Annotated in this window: 10 protein-coding genes; 6 read left to right on the top strand and 4 right to left on the bottom strand. The window is 70.2% G+C overall.

The window, feature by feature from the left end; translation table 11 throughout:
* Window positions 1-12 precede the first annotated feature (12 nt).
* A complete protein-coding gene (locus QTI20_RS12160; protein ID WP_286551162.1) occupies window positions 13-1,974 on the top strand; it encodes a hypothetical protein in 1,962 nt (653 codons plus the stop codon).
* A 19-nt stretch (window positions 1,975-1,993) separates the two neighbouring features.
* Here the strand turns inward: QTI20_RS12160 and QTI20_RS12155 are convergent, their stop codons facing one another.
* Both QTI20_RS12155 and QTI20_RS12150 read right to left on the bottom strand, forming a co-directional pair.
* Window positions 1,994-3,421, bottom strand: a complete 1,428-nt coding sequence (locus tag QTI20_RS12155) for a diguanylate cyclase domain-containing protein (protein ID WP_286551161.1) — start codon at window positions 3,419-3,421, stop codon at window positions 1,994-1,996.
* A 123-nt stretch (window positions 3,422-3,544) separates the two neighbouring features.
* Complete coding sequence (locus QTI20_RS12150) at window positions 3,545-4,213, bottom strand: GntR family transcriptional regulator (RefSeq protein WP_286551160.1); 669 nt, start codon at window positions 4,211-4,213, stop codon at window positions 3,545-3,547.
* A gap of 331 nt (window positions 4,214-4,544) precedes the next feature.
* On the opposite strand from QTI20_RS12150, the gene QTI20_RS12145 reads away from it, so the two are divergent.
* From QTI20_RS12145 to QTI20_RS12135, 3 genes are all read left to right on the top strand, one after another.
* Window positions 4,545-8,033, top strand: a complete 3,489-nt coding sequence (locus QTI20_RS12145) for an indolepyruvate ferredoxin oxidoreductase family protein (RefSeq protein WP_286551159.1) — start codon at window positions 4,545-4,547, stop codon at window positions 8,031-8,033.
* Window positions 8,034-8,079: 46 nt separating this feature from the next.
* Window positions 8,080-9,054: a tripartite tricarboxylate transporter substrate binding protein gene (locus tag QTI20_RS12140; RefSeq protein ID WP_286551157.1), complete on the top strand. Its 975-nt coding sequence runs from the start codon at window positions 8,080-8,082 to the stop codon at window positions 9,052-9,054.
* A 190-nt stretch (window positions 9,055-9,244) separates the two neighbouring features.
* Complete coding sequence (locus QTI20_RS12135) at window positions 9,245-11,458, top strand: DUF6351 family protein (protein WP_286551155.1); 2,214 nt, start codon at window positions 9,245-9,247, stop codon at window positions 11,456-11,458.
* Window positions 11,459-11,482: 24 nt separating this feature from the next.
* On the opposite strand, the gene QTI20_RS12130 is transcribed toward QTI20_RS12135, so the two are convergent.
* A complete protein-coding gene (locus QTI20_RS12130) occupies window positions 11,483-12,295 on the bottom strand; it encodes a helix-turn-helix transcriptional regulator (protein ID WP_286551154.1) in 813 nt (270 codons plus the stop codon).
* A gap of 219 nt (window positions 12,296-12,514) precedes the next feature.
* Between QTI20_RS12130 and QTI20_RS12125 the strand changes: the two genes are divergently transcribed.
* Entirely contained in the window at window positions 12,515-13,828 is a 1,314-nt protein-coding gene (locus QTI20_RS12125) for an aminotransferase class V-fold PLP-dependent enzyme (RefSeq protein ID WP_286574207.1), read from the top strand.
* Window positions 13,829-13,859: 31 nt separating this feature from the next.
* Window positions 13,860-14,315, top strand: coding sequence for a RidA family protein (locus tag QTI20_RS12120; protein WP_286551152.1), 456 nt, complete (start codon window positions 13,860-13,862; stop codon window positions 14,313-14,315).
* Here QTI20_RS12120 and QTI20_RS12115 read toward each other — a convergent pair whose 3' ends face one another.
* On the bottom strand, window positions 14,316-14,759 hold the full coding sequence (locus tag QTI20_RS12115; RefSeq protein WP_286553387.1) for an Lrp/AsnC family transcriptional regulator: 444 nt from the start codon (window positions 14,757-14,759) through the stop codon (window positions 14,316-14,318).
* Window positions 14,760-14,842 lie beyond the last annotated feature (83 nt).

Genomic DNA, 14,842 nt, shown 5'->3' with positions numbered 1-14,842 from the left:
GGAAACCGTGCAATGCACACGCTTTTGCGTTCGGCCTCACGCGCGCTCCCGCTTCTGCTGGCGTGGGGGGTGCAGGCCGCGCCGGCGGCGCCCGCGGACGCGCTGGCCGACCCGGCCGCCTACCGCGCGATGGCGGCCCGCATGGGCACCGACGACGGCATCGTCTTCCGCTACGGCCTGCCGTCGACCGCGCCGGTCGCGGGCACCACCTACCCCGGTCCGCGGCCCAGCAGGAGCTACCGCACGCTGTCGATCCAGCGCGCTGAAGTCCAGGCCGACGGCCTGAAGGGCGACCGCGGCTGCGGTGCCGAGGGCTGGTGCGGCGAATACCAGATCGGCGAGCGGCTGACCGGGGCCGCGGGCGACTACGCCTCCAGCATCGCCAACGTCGCCTACCTGCCCGATCCCGCGCCCGCGGGCCGGCAGAAGGCCTACGGCCTCGCCAGCCTGCAGGTCAACGGCATCGCGCACAACGTGGTCAGCTGGAAGCCCGAGGTCAGCTGGACCACCTACACCGGCGCCGACAGCGGCTGGAACGACGAGAACACCAAGCGCTTCTCCGGTGACCAGCGCGGCTCGCCGATCGGCACCGTGCCGATGGACCAGCGCCCGGTCGCGGCCGCGCGCGGCTACGGCCGCGGCGGCTGGGTGAACAACACGCTCACCGTCTTCGCCAACGGCTGGATCCTCAGCGCCGGCTCGAACACCTCGCACAACTTCGTCAAGCTCAAGCTGCCGGACGGCAAGACGCCGACCGCCCTGGCGATCACCAACAGCGGCGAGTTCGCGCTGGTGGCCGTCTGGGACACGGCCGCGCTCAAGGGCCAGGTCGCGGTGATCGCGCTGACCGACGGCTGCCAGGGCTGCGAGACCCTGCCGGCCGCGCAATGGGAAGCGAACTGGGGCAGCCACCGCGACCGCTACCCGGGCCTGCCCGGCCTGGGCAACTACCTGGGGGCCAAGCTGCTGGGCTTCGTCGACCTGCCCGCGGGCATGAAGGCGCCGACCGAGATCAGCGCGAGCACCGGCAAGCCCGATGCCGACTACCAGCGCGTGCGCAACTTCTTCACCGAGCACATCCAGACCGCGGCGCAACGCCGGCGCTACCTCGACGGCGACCTGGCCGACGCCATCGCGCGCACCGGCATGGCGGTGGTGATCTCCAAATCGGAACGCAAGGCCGCCTTCATCGACCTGGGCCCGCTGCTGCGCTTCTACCGCCAGCAGTACTTCGCCGGGTCGCAGGCCGACTTCGACGCGCTGCTGCGCCAACGCGGCGACGGCCCGGCCCAGTTCCCGCCGGTCTTCGAGCAGGCGCCCGCGCAGCGGCCGGTGGTGGTCAAGGTGGTCGACCTGCCGCAGCCGCCGACCGCCGTCAAGCTCTCGCTGCAGGCGCCGCACCGCGCCTACATCGCGACAGAGGAAGGCCTGCTGCGCGTCTTCACGCTGGGCGACCGCTACCTCGACCCGCGCGGCAGCGCGCGGGGAGCACCCGAGGACATCCGCGAGCGCTTCAGCGTCGCGGTCGGCGCCAACCCGACCAGCATCGCCTACCTGAAGGAGAAGGCCACGCACGGACGCAGCGCGCTCTACGGCGACCGCCAGCCCGAGGACCACCTGTGGGTGCTGTCGCGCGCCGAACGCAAGGCCACGCTGCTGCAGTTCGACGCCGCCCGGACCACCGCCCGGCCCCTGCTCACGCTGCAGGACAGCCGCATGGGCGACGCGATCGCGATCGAGGACGTGGACAACCACGGCACCGAGAGCTACCTGCTCACGGTCGCCGACTACAGCGGCCGCACGGTGCGCAACTACGCCTACGGGCCGGTCGTGATGTGGACCTACGATCCGGCCACCGCGGCCTGTCCCCGGCCCGCGGGCTGCGCGCTGCAGCAGGGGCAGCCCTTCGAGTACGCCGGCGGCTACACCCTGCCCGGCCGGCCCTTCGCCATCAGCGGCAGCAACATCAACTGAGCCGCTTGCGGGGCGGGGCTCACTCGACCGCCGCGGTCTCGCCCGACCAGAAGCGGTAGACGTTGCGGCCCGCGCGCTTGGCCTCGTACATCGTCAGGTCGGCGTTCTTGATCAGCGCGTTCACGTCCGCGCAGTCCGGTCCGTACAGCGCGATGCCGATGCTGGCCGAGATCGCGCAGTCGTGCTCGAGCACCTTGAAGGGCGTGGCGGCGGCCAGCAGGATGCGCTGCGCGACGGTCTCGATGTCGGCCCGGCCGGCGAAGTCGTCGACGATCACCACGAATTCGTCGCCGCCCAGGCGCGCGGCCGTGTCGGACATGCGCAGGCTGCGGCCCAGCCGCTGCGCGAAGGCCGCCAGCAGCGCGTCGCCCACCTCGTGGCCCAGCGAATCGTTGACGGCCTTGAAGCCGTCGAGGTCGATGAACAGCAGCGCGAGCGGCGACCCGCGCTGCGCCTTGCCGACCGCATGGCGCAGCAGCTGCATCAGCAGGTTGCGGTTGGGCAGGCCGGTCAGCGCATCGAAGTGCGCCAGCTGCCGGATCTGGTCTTCGGACGCCTTGCGCTGCGTGATGTCCATCACCGTGCCGCGCAGCAGCTGGCCGCTGCCCTCCGCGTTGGCCGCCGGCTGCGCCAGCGCATGGACCCAGCGCACCGCGCCCGAGGGCAGCGAGATGCGGTATTCGGTGTCGAACTCCTTGCCCTCGCCCAGCGCGCGGTCGATCAGGCGCATGTAGCGCTCGCGGTCCTCCTCGTGCACCAGCGAGCGGAAGTCCGCGCCGGCCATGCCGCGGTCGAGCGGGTCGAGCCCGAAGATGCGGAAGGTCTCCTTCGACCAGGCGGCCTCGCGGGTCACGGGGTCGAAGCTCCAGCTGCCGAAATGGGCCAGGCGCTGCGCCTCGGCCAGCATGCGCTCACTCTCCGAAACGGCGCGGAAGGCCGCCTTGAGCTGCTCGCGCAGCGCGCTGATGTGGCCGCCCATCATCGCGAACCAGGGCATGACGACCGCGAACACCAGCAGCTGCAGCCACTCGAGCTGCATGTCCAGGGCCTGCGGCTTGAACAGCTTCAGCAGCCCCAGCACCGCCGCATAGCCGACGACGCTGCCCAGCGCATAGGTCATGAGCGCGGGCGTGCGCAGGCGCAGGGCGCCGAACAGGCTCACCATCGCCAGCAGCACCAGGAACATCGCGCGGCCGCCGTCCGCCGCGAACGCACCGCCCAGCAGCGTGAGGGCCGCGGCGCTCATCTGCGGCACCGTCATGCTCGGATCGACGAGCGTGCGGTTCCATTCGCTGCGGAAGGCCAGGTAGAAGACCCCCACCCAGCCGAGGATGACGCCCAGGATCAGCAGCAGGGGCTGCAGGTGCAGCATGCCCAGCCCGTGCCAGACGACCAGCAACAGGACGACCAGCAGGCTGGTGCCGACGGCGATGCGATAGCTTTGCAATCGAAGGTCCTGTCTTGCGTGTTCAGGTTCGGAGAGAGAGGGCGTGTGCATGACGGGGCGGTCGCGCGCGAAAAGGAAAGGGCTGAACTCTAACGTTCCGCCGCGACCGCGGCCCCGACGGGCTCACCGGCGTGGCATCCCGGCCTCGCCCAGCGAGAAGCGCGCCACCATCTCGCGCGTGATCTGCACCGCGCGGTGCAGGCTCATGTCGATGTGCGCGGTGAGCACGTCCAGCGCGCGCGGCGTGTCCCGCTGCGCGATCAGCGCCACGATCTCGGCGTGGGCGTTGAAGGCGCGGTCGTTCCAGTCCGACTGCTCGATGTCGACGTGCCGCGCGACGTGGATGCGGCGCGTGACCACGTCCATGAAGGCCGCCAGTTCCTTGTTGTGCGACAGCGCCACGAGCTGGCGATGGAATTCCTCGTCGGCCAGCACCATGTCCGCGGTCGCCAGGTCGTCCGATGCGGCCATCACCAGCTGCCAGTAGCTGCCCAGCACCGCGATCTCCTCGTCGCCGGCCCGCTGCACCGCGAGCAGCACCGCCCGGCGCTCCAGTGCGATGCGGACCTGGTAGAGGTCGAACACCTCGTCGACGCTGATCGCCTTGCGCAGGAAGCCCTTGTTCATCACGAAGTCGAGCAGGCCTTCGGCGGCCAGCCGGTTCAGCGCCTCGCGCAGCGGCGCGCGGCTCACGCCGAGCTCGCGCCCCAGCGCCTGTTCGTTGATGCGCGCGCCGGGCTTGAAGTCGTAGTGCATGCAGCGCTCGCGCAGCGTGAGGTAGAGCCGCTCCACGCTGCTCTCCTCGCGGGCCTCGCGCGGCGGTCTGGGGCTGGGTCGACGGGGCGTTCGGGGCATGCGGCGTGAGGAAGGAATCGTGGCGACAGCAGCTGTGCCTTGCAGGCGGGTCCGCCGTCGCCCAGGCGACAGATCGCGCCTCAGTGTAGCGAGTGGCGCCCGTGTCGGCGCTGCACAGGGCGCCGGCCCGGGCCCGAGCGCGGAGTTTCCCTAGTGGGCTGCCGTGCAAAAGTGTCGACACTTGCGAAGGCACCGCTCGCGGATGCCGAATCGCAGGCGCGCCCCGATGCGCCTCGCCCCACGAGAAACTCCACACCCGAGGCAGGCCATGACCTTGAAAGCCGTCACGCTCGACGACAAGTACACGCTGACCCGCGGCCGCATCTTCATCACCGGCACCCAGGCGCTGGTGCGGCTGCCGCTCACCCAGCACGAACGCGACCGCCGCGCGGGCCTCGACACCGCGGGCTACATCAGCGGCTACCGCGGCTCGCCGCTGGGCGGGCTCGACGAACAGATCGCCAAGGCCAGGAAGCACCTCGGCGCGCGCAACGTGGTGTTCGTGCCGGGCGTCAACGAGGACCTCGCGGCCACCGCCGTCTGGGGCTCGCAGCAGGCCGAGATCGGCGGCGAGGGCAAGCACGACGGCGTGTTCGCCATGTGGTACGGCAAGGGCCCGGGCGTGGATCGCACCGGCGACGCCTTCCGCCACGGCAACCTCGCGGGCTCGTCGCGCCACGGCGGCGTGCTGGTGCTGATGGGCGACGACCACACCTGCGAATCCTCCACCACCTGCCACCAGAGCGAGTTCGCGATGGTCGACGCGATGATCCCGGTGCTGAGCCCGGCCGGCGTGCAGGAGATCCTCGACTACGGCGTGATCGGCTGGGCCATGTCGCGCTACAGCGGCTGCTGGGTCGGCATCAAGTGCGTGAAGGACACGGTCGAGGCCACCGCGTCCATCGACGTCGACATCGAGCGCGTGAAGATCGTCGCGCCGCAGGGCGTGGACCTGCCCGCCGACGGCGTGAACATCCGCCAGCCCGACACGCCGCATGCGCAGGAAGCGCGGCTGCACCGCCACAAGCTCGGCGCCGTGACCGCCTTCGCGCGCGCCAACGGCATCGACCGCATCGTGCTCGACAGCGCCTCGGCGCGGCTGGGCGTGGTCTCGCACGGCAAGAGCTACCTCGACGTGCTTCAGGCGCTCGACGACCTGGACCTGTCGGAGCAAGCGGCCGTGGCCAAGGGGCTTCGGCTCTACAAGGTCGGCATGCCCTGGCCGCTCGAGCCCGAGGGCGCGGTGGCCTTCGCCGACGGGCTGCAGAAGATCCTGGTGGTCGAGGAGAAGCGCAGCCTGATCGAGTTCCAGCTCAAGGAGCAGCTCTACGGCCGTGCCCACACGCCGGCCATCGTCGGCAAGCGCGACGAGCAGGGCGCGGTGATGTTCCAGTCGGAGATGGCGCTGGACTCGAACCAGATCGCGATCGCCATCGGCGAGCGGCTGCTCGAGCTGGCGGACGACCCGGCCCTGCGCCGCCGCGTGGAGGAGATCAAGGCCTGGCGCGCGCCGCGCGGCGTGGTCGACATCCTGTCGCGCAGCTTCTACTTCTGCAGCGGCTGCCCGCACAGCTCCTCGACCGTGCTGCCCGCCGGCAGCAAGGGCTACGCCGGCATCGGCTGCAGCTGGATGGCGCAGAGCATGGACCGCTCGACCCTGGGCTACACGCAGATGGGTGCCGAGGGCATGTCGTGGGTCGGCGAAGCGCCCTTCTCCAGGCGCGCCCACATGTTCCAGAACATCGGCGACGGCACCTATTTCCATTCGGGCCTGCTCGCGATCCGCGCCGCCGTGGCCGCGCGCACCAACATCACCTACAAGATCCTGTTCAACGACGCGGTCGCCATGACCGGCGGCCAGCGCCACGACGGCCCGCTCGACGTGCCGATGATCGCGCACCAGGTGCGCGCCGAGGGCGTGGGCCGCATCGTGATCGTGAGCGACGAGCCCGACAAGTACGCGGCCGACGTGCGCTGGCCCGAGGGCGTGACGGTGCACCACCGCGACGACATCGACGCGGTGCAGCGCGAGCTGCGCGAGATCCCCGGCACCACCGCCCTGATCTACGACCAGACCTGCGCGGCCGAGAAGCGGCGCCGGCGCAAGCGCGGCACCTTTCCCGACCCGGCCAAGCGGCTGGTGATCAACGACCTGGTGTGCGAGGGCTGCGGCGACTGCGGCGTGAAGTCCAACTGCGTCTCGGTGCAGCCGCTGGAGACCGAGTTCGGCCGCAAGCGGCAGATCGACCAGTCTTCGTGCAACAAGGACTATTCCTGCGTCAAGGGCTTCTGCCCCAGCTTCGTCACGGTGCTGGGCGGCGCGCTGCGCAAGCCCGAGCCGGTGAGTGACACCACGCTGTTCCCGGTGCTGCCCGAGCCGGTGCTGCCCTCGCTCGACGGGCGCGTCTACAGCATCCTCGTCACGGGCATGGGCGGCACGGGCGTGGTCACCATCGGCGCCATCCTGGGCATGGCGGCGCACCTCGAAGGCCGGGGCTGCGGCCTGCTCGACATGGCGGGCCTGGCGCAGAAGGGCGGCTCGGTCTGGAGCCACCTGCGCTTCGGCGCCTCGCCCGAGGCCATCAAGACCATCCGCATCGCCGCGGGCGGCGCCGACCTGGTGCTGGGCTGCGACGTGATCGTGGCCGGCAACTCCAAGACGCTGGCCGCGACCCGGCGCGGCCGCACGCGGGTGCTGGTCAACACCAAGGAATTCATGCCGGGCGAGTTCTCGCGCCATGCCGACATGCAGTTCCCACGCGACGGCCTGCGCGGCAACGTGATCGACGCGGTGGGCGAGGACGCGGCCGAGTTCGTCGACGCGGGCCGCATCGCGACCGCGCTGCTCGGCGACAGCATCGCGGCGAACATGTTCATGCTGGGCTTCGCCTACCAGCGCGGCCTGATCCCGATCGGCGCCGAAGCGATCGGGGCCGCGATCGAACTCAACGGCACCGGCCAGCGCATGAACGCCGACGCCTTCCTCTGGGGCCGCCGCACCGCGGTCGACCCGCAGGCGGTCGAACGGCTGCTGGTGCTCAAGCGCGGCAGCGAAGGCGCTGCCGTGTCGCCACCGCGCGCCAAGAACCTCGACGAGTCCATCGCGCTGCGCACCCGCTTCCTCACCGACTACCAGGACGCGGCCTATGCGGCGCGCTACACCGCGCTGGTCGAGCGCGTGCGCGCGGCCGAGGCCGGACGCTTCGGCCAGAGCAGCGCGCTGACCGAGGCCGTGGCCCGCTACCACTTCAAGCTGATGGCGATCAAGGACGAGTACGAGGTCGCACGCCTGCATGCGCACAGCGGCTTCCTGGCCAAGCTCGGGCAGCAGTTCGAGGGCGACTACCGGCTGGTGTTCAACCTCGCGCCGCCGCTGCTGTCGCGCCGCGACCCGGCCACCGGCGAGCTGCGCAAGCGGGAATTCGGCGCCTGGGTGCTGCCGCTGTTCCGGGTGCTGGCCCGGCTGCGCACGCTGCGCGGCACGCGCTTCGACCTGTTCGGCCGCAGCGAGGAACGCCGCGGCGAGCGCGCCGTGCTCGCGCGCTACGAGCAGACCATCGAGCGCGTGCTGTCGACGCTGCAGTCGTCGGCCGACCCGGCCCACCACGCCGCGGCCGTGGCGCTGGCCTCGTTGCCCGAGGACATCCGCGGCTATGGCCATGTGCGGGCGAAGAGCCTGGTCGCGGTGCAGGCGCGCGAGCAGGACCTCCTGGCCGCGCTCGAGCGCCGCGTGATCCCGCTGCAGCGCGCCGCCTGAGCGCCCTCTTTTCCCGCTGAACCGACAACAACCCGAGGAGACGACGATGGTTTCGAAGAACACCCGGCGCATGGCGCTGATGGCGCTGGCCGGTATCGGCCTGAGCGGTCTGGCGCAGGCCCAGCCGGCCGCCGCCTACCCCGACCGCAACATCGAGCTGATCGTGCCCTATGCGGCCGGCGGCGGCACCGATGCGCTGGCGCGCGCCTTCGCCGAGGTCTCGCGCAAGTACCTCAGGCAGAGCATCGTGGTGAACAACAAGCCCGGCGCCAGCGGCTCGATCGGCTGGACCGACGTGATCAACAGCAAGCCCGACGGCTACAAGCTCGCGCTGGTGACGGTGGAACTCACCTTCCTGAACAGCCTGGGCCTGGTGAAGTTCACCCACGATGCGCTGACGCCCATCGCGCGGCTGAACTTCGATCCGTCCGCGATCACGGTGCGCGCCGACGCGCCCTGGAACACCATCGAGGAATTCCTCGCGGCCTCGAAGAAGACGCCCGGCGAGATGCGCATGGGCAACGCGGGCAACGGTTCGATCTGGAACCTCACGGCCTCGGCGCTGGAGGACCAGGCGCAGGTCAAGTTCAACCAGGTGCCCTACCAGGGCGCGGCACCCGCGGTGCTCGCGCTGCTGGGCGGCCACATCGACGCGGTGGCCGTGAGCCCGGCCGAGGTCGGCGTGCACCTGGCCGCGGGCAAGCTCAAGATGCTGGCCGTGATGTCGGACCAGCGCCTCAAGGGCTTCGAGAGCACGCCCACGCTCAAGGAGCGCGGCATCGACGTGTCGCTGGGCGCCTGGCGTGGCTTGGCCGCGCCCAAGGGCACGCCGCCCGAGGTGATCGAGATCCTCAAGGTCGCGGCCGAGAAGACCGCCAAGGACCCGGCCTTCATCGACAGCCTGCAGAAGCTCAACCTCGGCTACTCCTACGCCGACAACACGGCCTTCAAGGCGCAGATGGTCAGCGACAGCGACTTCTACAAGAAGCTGATCGCGAAGATCGGGCTCAAGCTGCAGTAGGGAACGACGCGGCCGCAGTGCCGCCCTGCGCCGCCCGTTTATCTGACAGCCATCGCCCGGTGTTCTGACTGTTCGCCGCGGCAGCGCCTCCCTAGGATGCCGAAGCCCACGACCTGCATGCGCAGGCCGTGCGGCACACGCATCAACAAGCGGCGCGCCACCGGCGCACATCCGCGAGCAGGAGACACAGATGAACGAGACACACAAGCGGGCCCCGGCCTGGATCGGCGTGGCGCTGGCGACGGCCCTGCTGGCCGCATGCGGCGGCGGCAATGGCAACGGCAACGGCACGCAGGCCACGACCACGCCACCCACCGCGGGCGGCGGCGGCGATGGCGGCGACGGCGGCACGCCGGTGGACCCGGGCACGCCCAAGCCCGAGGTCTCGCTGGCCGGCCTGAAGTTCTGGGTCGGCGACATCGGCCCATCGGGCGAGACCGCCTTCAGCGGGCCGCAGCAGCCTGCCTTCATGTGCCTCACGCAGGTCTCGAACCTGGGCGCGCCCGAGGTCGACAACCACGACGGCATCGGGATGCCGGTCTACCAGGTCCCCGGCAACGCGAGCAGCCCGCTGCTGGGCTACAGCAGGCAATGCGGCGTGAAGACGCAGCTGCGCTACTTCTATTACACGGGCAGCGACTTCGCGCCCTTCGATCCGGCCACGCAGTTCGCCAACCCGCCGGCCAACCTGCAGCGGGTGCGCCTCAACGGCGCCGACCTGCCCTTCGTGGTGCGCGTCGAGGCCGGCACCATCAACCGCTTCGCCTACAGCACGGCCATGCTCGCGCCCTTCGCCGAGAGCAGCGCGCGGCCCGGGGAACTGGACAACACGGCCTGGAACCAGAAGCTCGTCTACTGGATGCGCGGCGGCGTGGGCGTGGGCCACCAGCAGGGCAAGGCCATGTGGTTCGGCGGCCTGTGGGGCGAAGAGAAGCCGGTGATGCCGCGCCTGCTGGAGCAGGGCTATGCGATCGTCTCCTCCTCGGGCAACGAGACCGGCGTGCACTACAACCTGCGGCTGGCCGAGGAGACGGCGGTCATGGTCAAGGAGCATTTCGTCCAGACCTACGGCAAGCCCCGCTACACCGTCGCGATGGGCATCTCGGGCGGCGCGGTGCAGCAGTACATGTTCGCGCAGAACCGGCCGCAGGGCCTGTTCGATGCGGGCGTGCCGATCCAGTCCTATCCGGACATGGTCACGCAGGTGCCCTATGTGTCCGACTGTTCGCTGCTCGAGCAGTACTTCAAGGACGAGGTCACGCTCGATCCCGGCTCGCGCTGGACCAAGTGGAGCGACCGCACGCTGATCGAAGGCCTGGCCACCAGCGACACGCGGCGCAACAGCTTCACCGGCGGCACCGGCTCCTCCGAATGCATCGAGGGCTGGGGCAAGGCCGGGCCCGGCGTGTTCAACCCGGTCTTCAGCGATCCGGCCTTCAAGAGCACGGCGGCGGCGCTGGGATGGCCCGACGCCTTCGCCAACGTGAAGTGGACCCACTGGAACGACCTGGCCAACATCTACGGCACCGACGCGCGCGGCTTCGCGCCGATCCCGATCGACAACGTGGGCGTGCAGTACGGCCTGCAGGCGCTGCGGAGCGGCGACATCGACACGCAGGAGTTCCTGCGCATCAACGCCTGCGTGGGCAGCTGGAAGGAGCAGGACGCGTTCGTCGACTGGCTGATGCCGCCGGCCGACCCCTTCGACAGCCGCAACATGCAGCGCAGCGCCGACTGCCGCACCGCCGCGGGCACGCCCGCGCCGCGGCGCAGCGGCGACCTGCGCGCGATGAACCTCGCCTACTCGGCGGGCCAGGTGTTCACCGGCAAGTCGCTGGCGATCCCGCTGATCGACCTGCGCCCCTGGAAGGAAGACGTGCTGGACATGCACAACTCGCGCCAGTCCTTCTCGGCCCGCGCGCGCCTGCAGGCCGGCGGCGGCAACGCCGCCAACCAGGTGATCTGGTTCACCGGCGAGACCAGCCAGGCCGGCGTGGCGACCCGCGCGACCGATGCGCTCAAGGTGCTCGACGACTACCTCATGGGCGACACCCGGCCCTCGCGCTTCGTCGACCAGTGCTTCAACGCGAGCGGCCAGACCATCGCGGCCGGCGCGCAGGTCTGGAGCGGCATCCTGGACTCGGCGCGCCCCGGCGCCTGCACCCAGAGCTTCAAGGTCAACACCAGCCCGCGCATGGTGGCCGGCGATTCGTACCGCGGCGACATGTTCAAGTGCCGGCCCAAGCCGATCGCCACCGCGCTGGCCGACGGCACCTACGCCCGCGGAACGGGCGGCGCGGCCGATCCCTTCAGCGTCGAAGAGAAGGCATGGCTGGCGCGCATCTTCCCGCAGGGCGTGTGCGATTACGCGCAGCCGGACATGGGGCGGCCGCAAGGCCTGTGAACCGAGGGCCCGACCGGCTGGCGCTCAACCCTGCGCCAGCGCGTCGCGGCCGCGGATCTCGTCGAGGTAGTTGTAGATCGAGAAGCGCGACACGCCCAGCGCGGCCGCGGCGCTGCCCACGCTGCCCTTCACGATGAACAGCCCGCGGCGCAGCATCTGCTCGACGGCCGCGACCTTCTCCTGCTTGTTCATCAGCCGCACGGGCTTGCCGAGCGTGCGGATGGCCGAGGCGATGATGTCGTCCATCAGCACGTCCATCTCCGGCGCCTCGGCCGGGAGGGCGGCGGGCTCGGCCGCGCGCGGCTTGCCCGCCAGCGCCTGCCCGAGCCAGGCATGGGCGAGCTGGAGCACCGAGAGGTCGGCGTTCATGCACAGCGCCGCGAAGGGCGTGCCCTCGGCATCGCGGTAGACGACGGTGGCCGACTTCAGGGGCGTGCCGCCGGGCGAGGCGGTCGGGTAGTCGGCCACCACCGAATGGCCGCGCTGGCTCTGGTCCAGCGTGGCGTTCCAGGCCGCGGCGAAGGCGCGGTCTTCCTTGGGCCCGCTCAGGATCGAACTGCCCACCTGGCGGCCCGAGACATGGCCGTTGGCGATCGCGAGCACCGAACGCTCGGGCTGTGTCAGGTCGTGCAGCGCCAGCTCGACGTTGGGCCCGAGCATGCTTTCCATCATCGCGACGATGGGCTTGAGCACCTCCAGCACCTGTCGACGCTCGGTCGCGAGCTGCGCCTTGACCGGCGGCGCCGGCGCCGGCTTGCGGGCGGATGCACGCGCCGCGCGGGGACGGGCGGACGCGGCAGGTGCAGCGGGGGGAGCGGAGGTTTTCTTGGCGCACATAGGGCTGCAGTTATCGCACAAACCCTGAGATCGAATTCAACACTTTGTTGAATACTTGATGTGTTGTTGAAATCGGCATGGGACTTGCAACCGCGCCGAGGCGGCAACACGCAGCGGGCAGCGCTGCATCCGCCGCACCGCATCGGCGCAGGCCGGTGCACCAGGGCGGGATGCCGCCCCATTCTTCAACATTTCGTAGAACCTTCAACAGGATTGACCATGACACCCATGACCGACATCGCAGCGCGTCCCAGTTCGCGCCGCCACTGGCTCAAATCACTGTGCGGCGCCTCGGTCGCCACGGCCCTCGGCGCGCAGCTCGCCGGCTGCGGTGGCGGCTCCGGCGGCTCCTTCCTGCCGACGGCCTCGGCCGCCACCACCGACCCGGTGCCGACCACCGGCGCGCTGCCCGCCAAGGCGCTGTTCCCGGGCGTGGCCGACCGGGTCTTCCTCAACTCGGCCGCCGACCACCCCTGGAGCCAGCTCGCCGCCGATGCCTCGACGGCCTACGCCAAGGGCAAGCTGGGGCTCAACGGCACCAACGCGACGGCCAGCGCCAAGTTCGCCGCGCTGATCAACGCCGATGCCGACGAGATCGCCTACGTGCCCAGCACCTCGATGGGCGAGTACCTGGTCACGCAGGCGCTGGGCCTGCCGCAGAGCGGCGGGCGGGTGGTGACGGACGCGCTGCATTTCACGGGCTCGTTCTACATGTACGAGCAGTACAGGGCGCGCGGTGTCGACGTGGTGACGGTCGCCATGGATGCGGGCTACCGCATCTCGCTGGCCGACCTGGACCGCGCGATCGTCCCCGGCACCCGGCTGGTGGCGATCTCGCATGTCTCGCTCTACAACGGCTTCACCCACGACGTGAAGGCCGTCTGCGACCTCGCGCATGCGCGCGGCGCGCTGGTCTATGTGGACCTGATCCAGTCCGCGGGCGCGATACCGGTCGACGTCAAGGCGATGGGCGTGGACTTCGCGGCCTGCGGCACCTACAAGTGGCTCATGGGCGACTTCGGCTTCGCCTTCCTCTATGTGCGCAAGGCCCTGCTGCCGCGGCTGCAGCGCCCCTGGTACGGCTATCGGCAGACGCGCAACTTCGCTGCGCCGATCCTGCACGTCTACCCGCTCGACCCGCCGGGCAGCGTGCCCTACGAGAGCGTGCAGATCGATTCGGTCTCGGGCTACTTCGCCGGTTCCTTCCCGGCGACGGCGGTGGAGGTGGCCTGCGCCGCGTCGATCGACTGGATCCGCAGCGTCGGCGTGGAGGCGATCCAGCAGTACAAGCAGCCGATGCTCGATGCGCTGCAGGCCGGCCTGCGCGGCAAGGGCTTCCAGGTCGTGACGCCGCCCGAGACCCGCGCGCCGATCGTCACCTTCGCCTATGCGAACGCGGCGCAGTTGTCCACGCGCCTGGCACCGGCCAGGATCGAGATCACCCTGCGCGCCAACCACGCGCGCATCTCGCCCTCGGTCTTCAACGACCTCGGCGACATCGAGAAATTCCTGGCCGCCATCGGCACGCCCTGAGCCAGCCCCTTCCCTCATCCAAGGACCCCCCATGCGCCACCGCACCCTCTGCCTCGTCGCCACCGCCTGGCTGGCCCTGTCGACCGCCGCCTGCACCACCGCCCCCATCTACCTGAACTCGGGCAAGGTGCTGCCCTCGACCCTGCCCTTCTCCGAGGCCGTGAAGGTCGGCCCCACGCTCTACCTGTCGGGCCAGATCGGGAACCTCCCCGGTGGGCTCAAGCTCGCACCGGGTGGCATCACGCCGGAGTCGAAGCAGGTCATGGACAACATCCAGACCTCGCTCGAGGCCCACGGCTATGCGCTGGCCGACGTCGTCAAGTGCACCGCGATGCTGGCCGACATGTCGGAATGGTCGGCCTTCAACGCGGTCTACCAGACCTACTTCGCCGCCGGCCGCTACCCGGCGCGCAGCGCCTTCGGCGCCACGGCGCTCGCGTTCAACGCGCGCATCGAGGTCGAGTGCATCGCGGCCAAGGTCTCCTGATCACAGCCCCGCCAGCGGCACCGTCGCCTCCTTGAGCACGCGCAGCACGAAGCTCGACTTGCTGTGGCGGATGCCGGGGATCTTGTAGAGCTTCTCGCGCAGCAGCCGCTCGTAGTCGCGCGTGTCGCGCACCGCGATGCGCACGTAGTAGTCGTAGTCGCCCGAGACCAGGTAGGCCTCCTGGATCTCGGGGATGGTGGCCAGCACCCGGCCGAACTCGTAGAGCATCTCGTCGGTGTGGCTCTCGAGCGTGACCTGCACGATCACCGAGTCGTGGTAGCCCAGGCTGCCCGGGTCGACGTCGATGGTGTAGCGCTTGATCACGCCCTCGCCCTCCAGCCGCTTGATCCGGCTCCAGCAACTGGTGGCCGACAGCCCGACCTCGGTGCCGATCTCCTGTAGCGTGCGGCGCGAGTCCTGCAGCAGGATGCGCAGGATCGCCATGTCGATCTTGTCGAAAGATCCTTCGGAGGATTTCTCTTTTGAACGTTGATTCTTCAAGTTGGCCACCTTAAAAGGCGAAAACA

It is taken from the genome of Variovorax sp. J2P1-31 (genome assembly GCF_030317215.1).
GTDB lineage: Bacteria > Pseudomonadota > Gammaproteobacteria > Burkholderiales > Burkholderiaceae_C > Variovorax.
This window is presented reverse-complemented; position numbering and strand designations above follow the sequence as displayed.

Excerpts from the sequence above, each read along its gene's own strand:
- QTI20_RS12125 (WP_286574207.1), top strand. The coding sequence starts at position 12,515 with ATGACACCCATGACCGACATCGCAGCGCGTCCCAGTTCGCGCCGCCAC.
- QTI20_RS12115 (WP_286553387.1), bottom strand. The coding sequence starts at position 14,759 with ATGGCGATCCTGCGCATCCTGCTGCAGGACTCGCGCCGCACGCTACAG.
- QTI20_RS12160 (WP_286551162.1), top strand. The coding sequence starts at position 13 with ATGCACACGCTTTTGCGTTCGGCCTCACGCGCGCTCCCGCTTCTGCTG.
- QTI20_RS12140 (WP_286551157.1), top strand. The coding sequence starts at position 8,080 with ATGGTTTCGAAGAACACCCGGCGCATGGCGCTGATGGCGCTGGCCGGT.
- QTI20_RS12130 (WP_286551154.1), bottom strand. The coding sequence starts at position 12,295 with ATGTGCGCCAAGAAAACCTCCGCTCCCCCCGCTGCACCTGCCGCGTCC.
- QTI20_RS12120 (WP_286551152.1), top strand. The coding sequence starts at position 13,860 with ATGCGCCACCGCACCCTCTGCCTCGTCGCCACCGCCTGGCTGGCCCTG.
- QTI20_RS12145 (WP_286551159.1), top strand. The coding sequence starts at position 4,545 with ATGACCTTGAAAGCCGTCACGCTCGACGACAAGTACACGCTGACCCGC.
- QTI20_RS12135 (WP_286551155.1), top strand. The coding sequence starts at position 9,245 with ATGAACGAGACACACAAGCGGGCCCCGGCCTGGATCGGCGTGGCGCTG.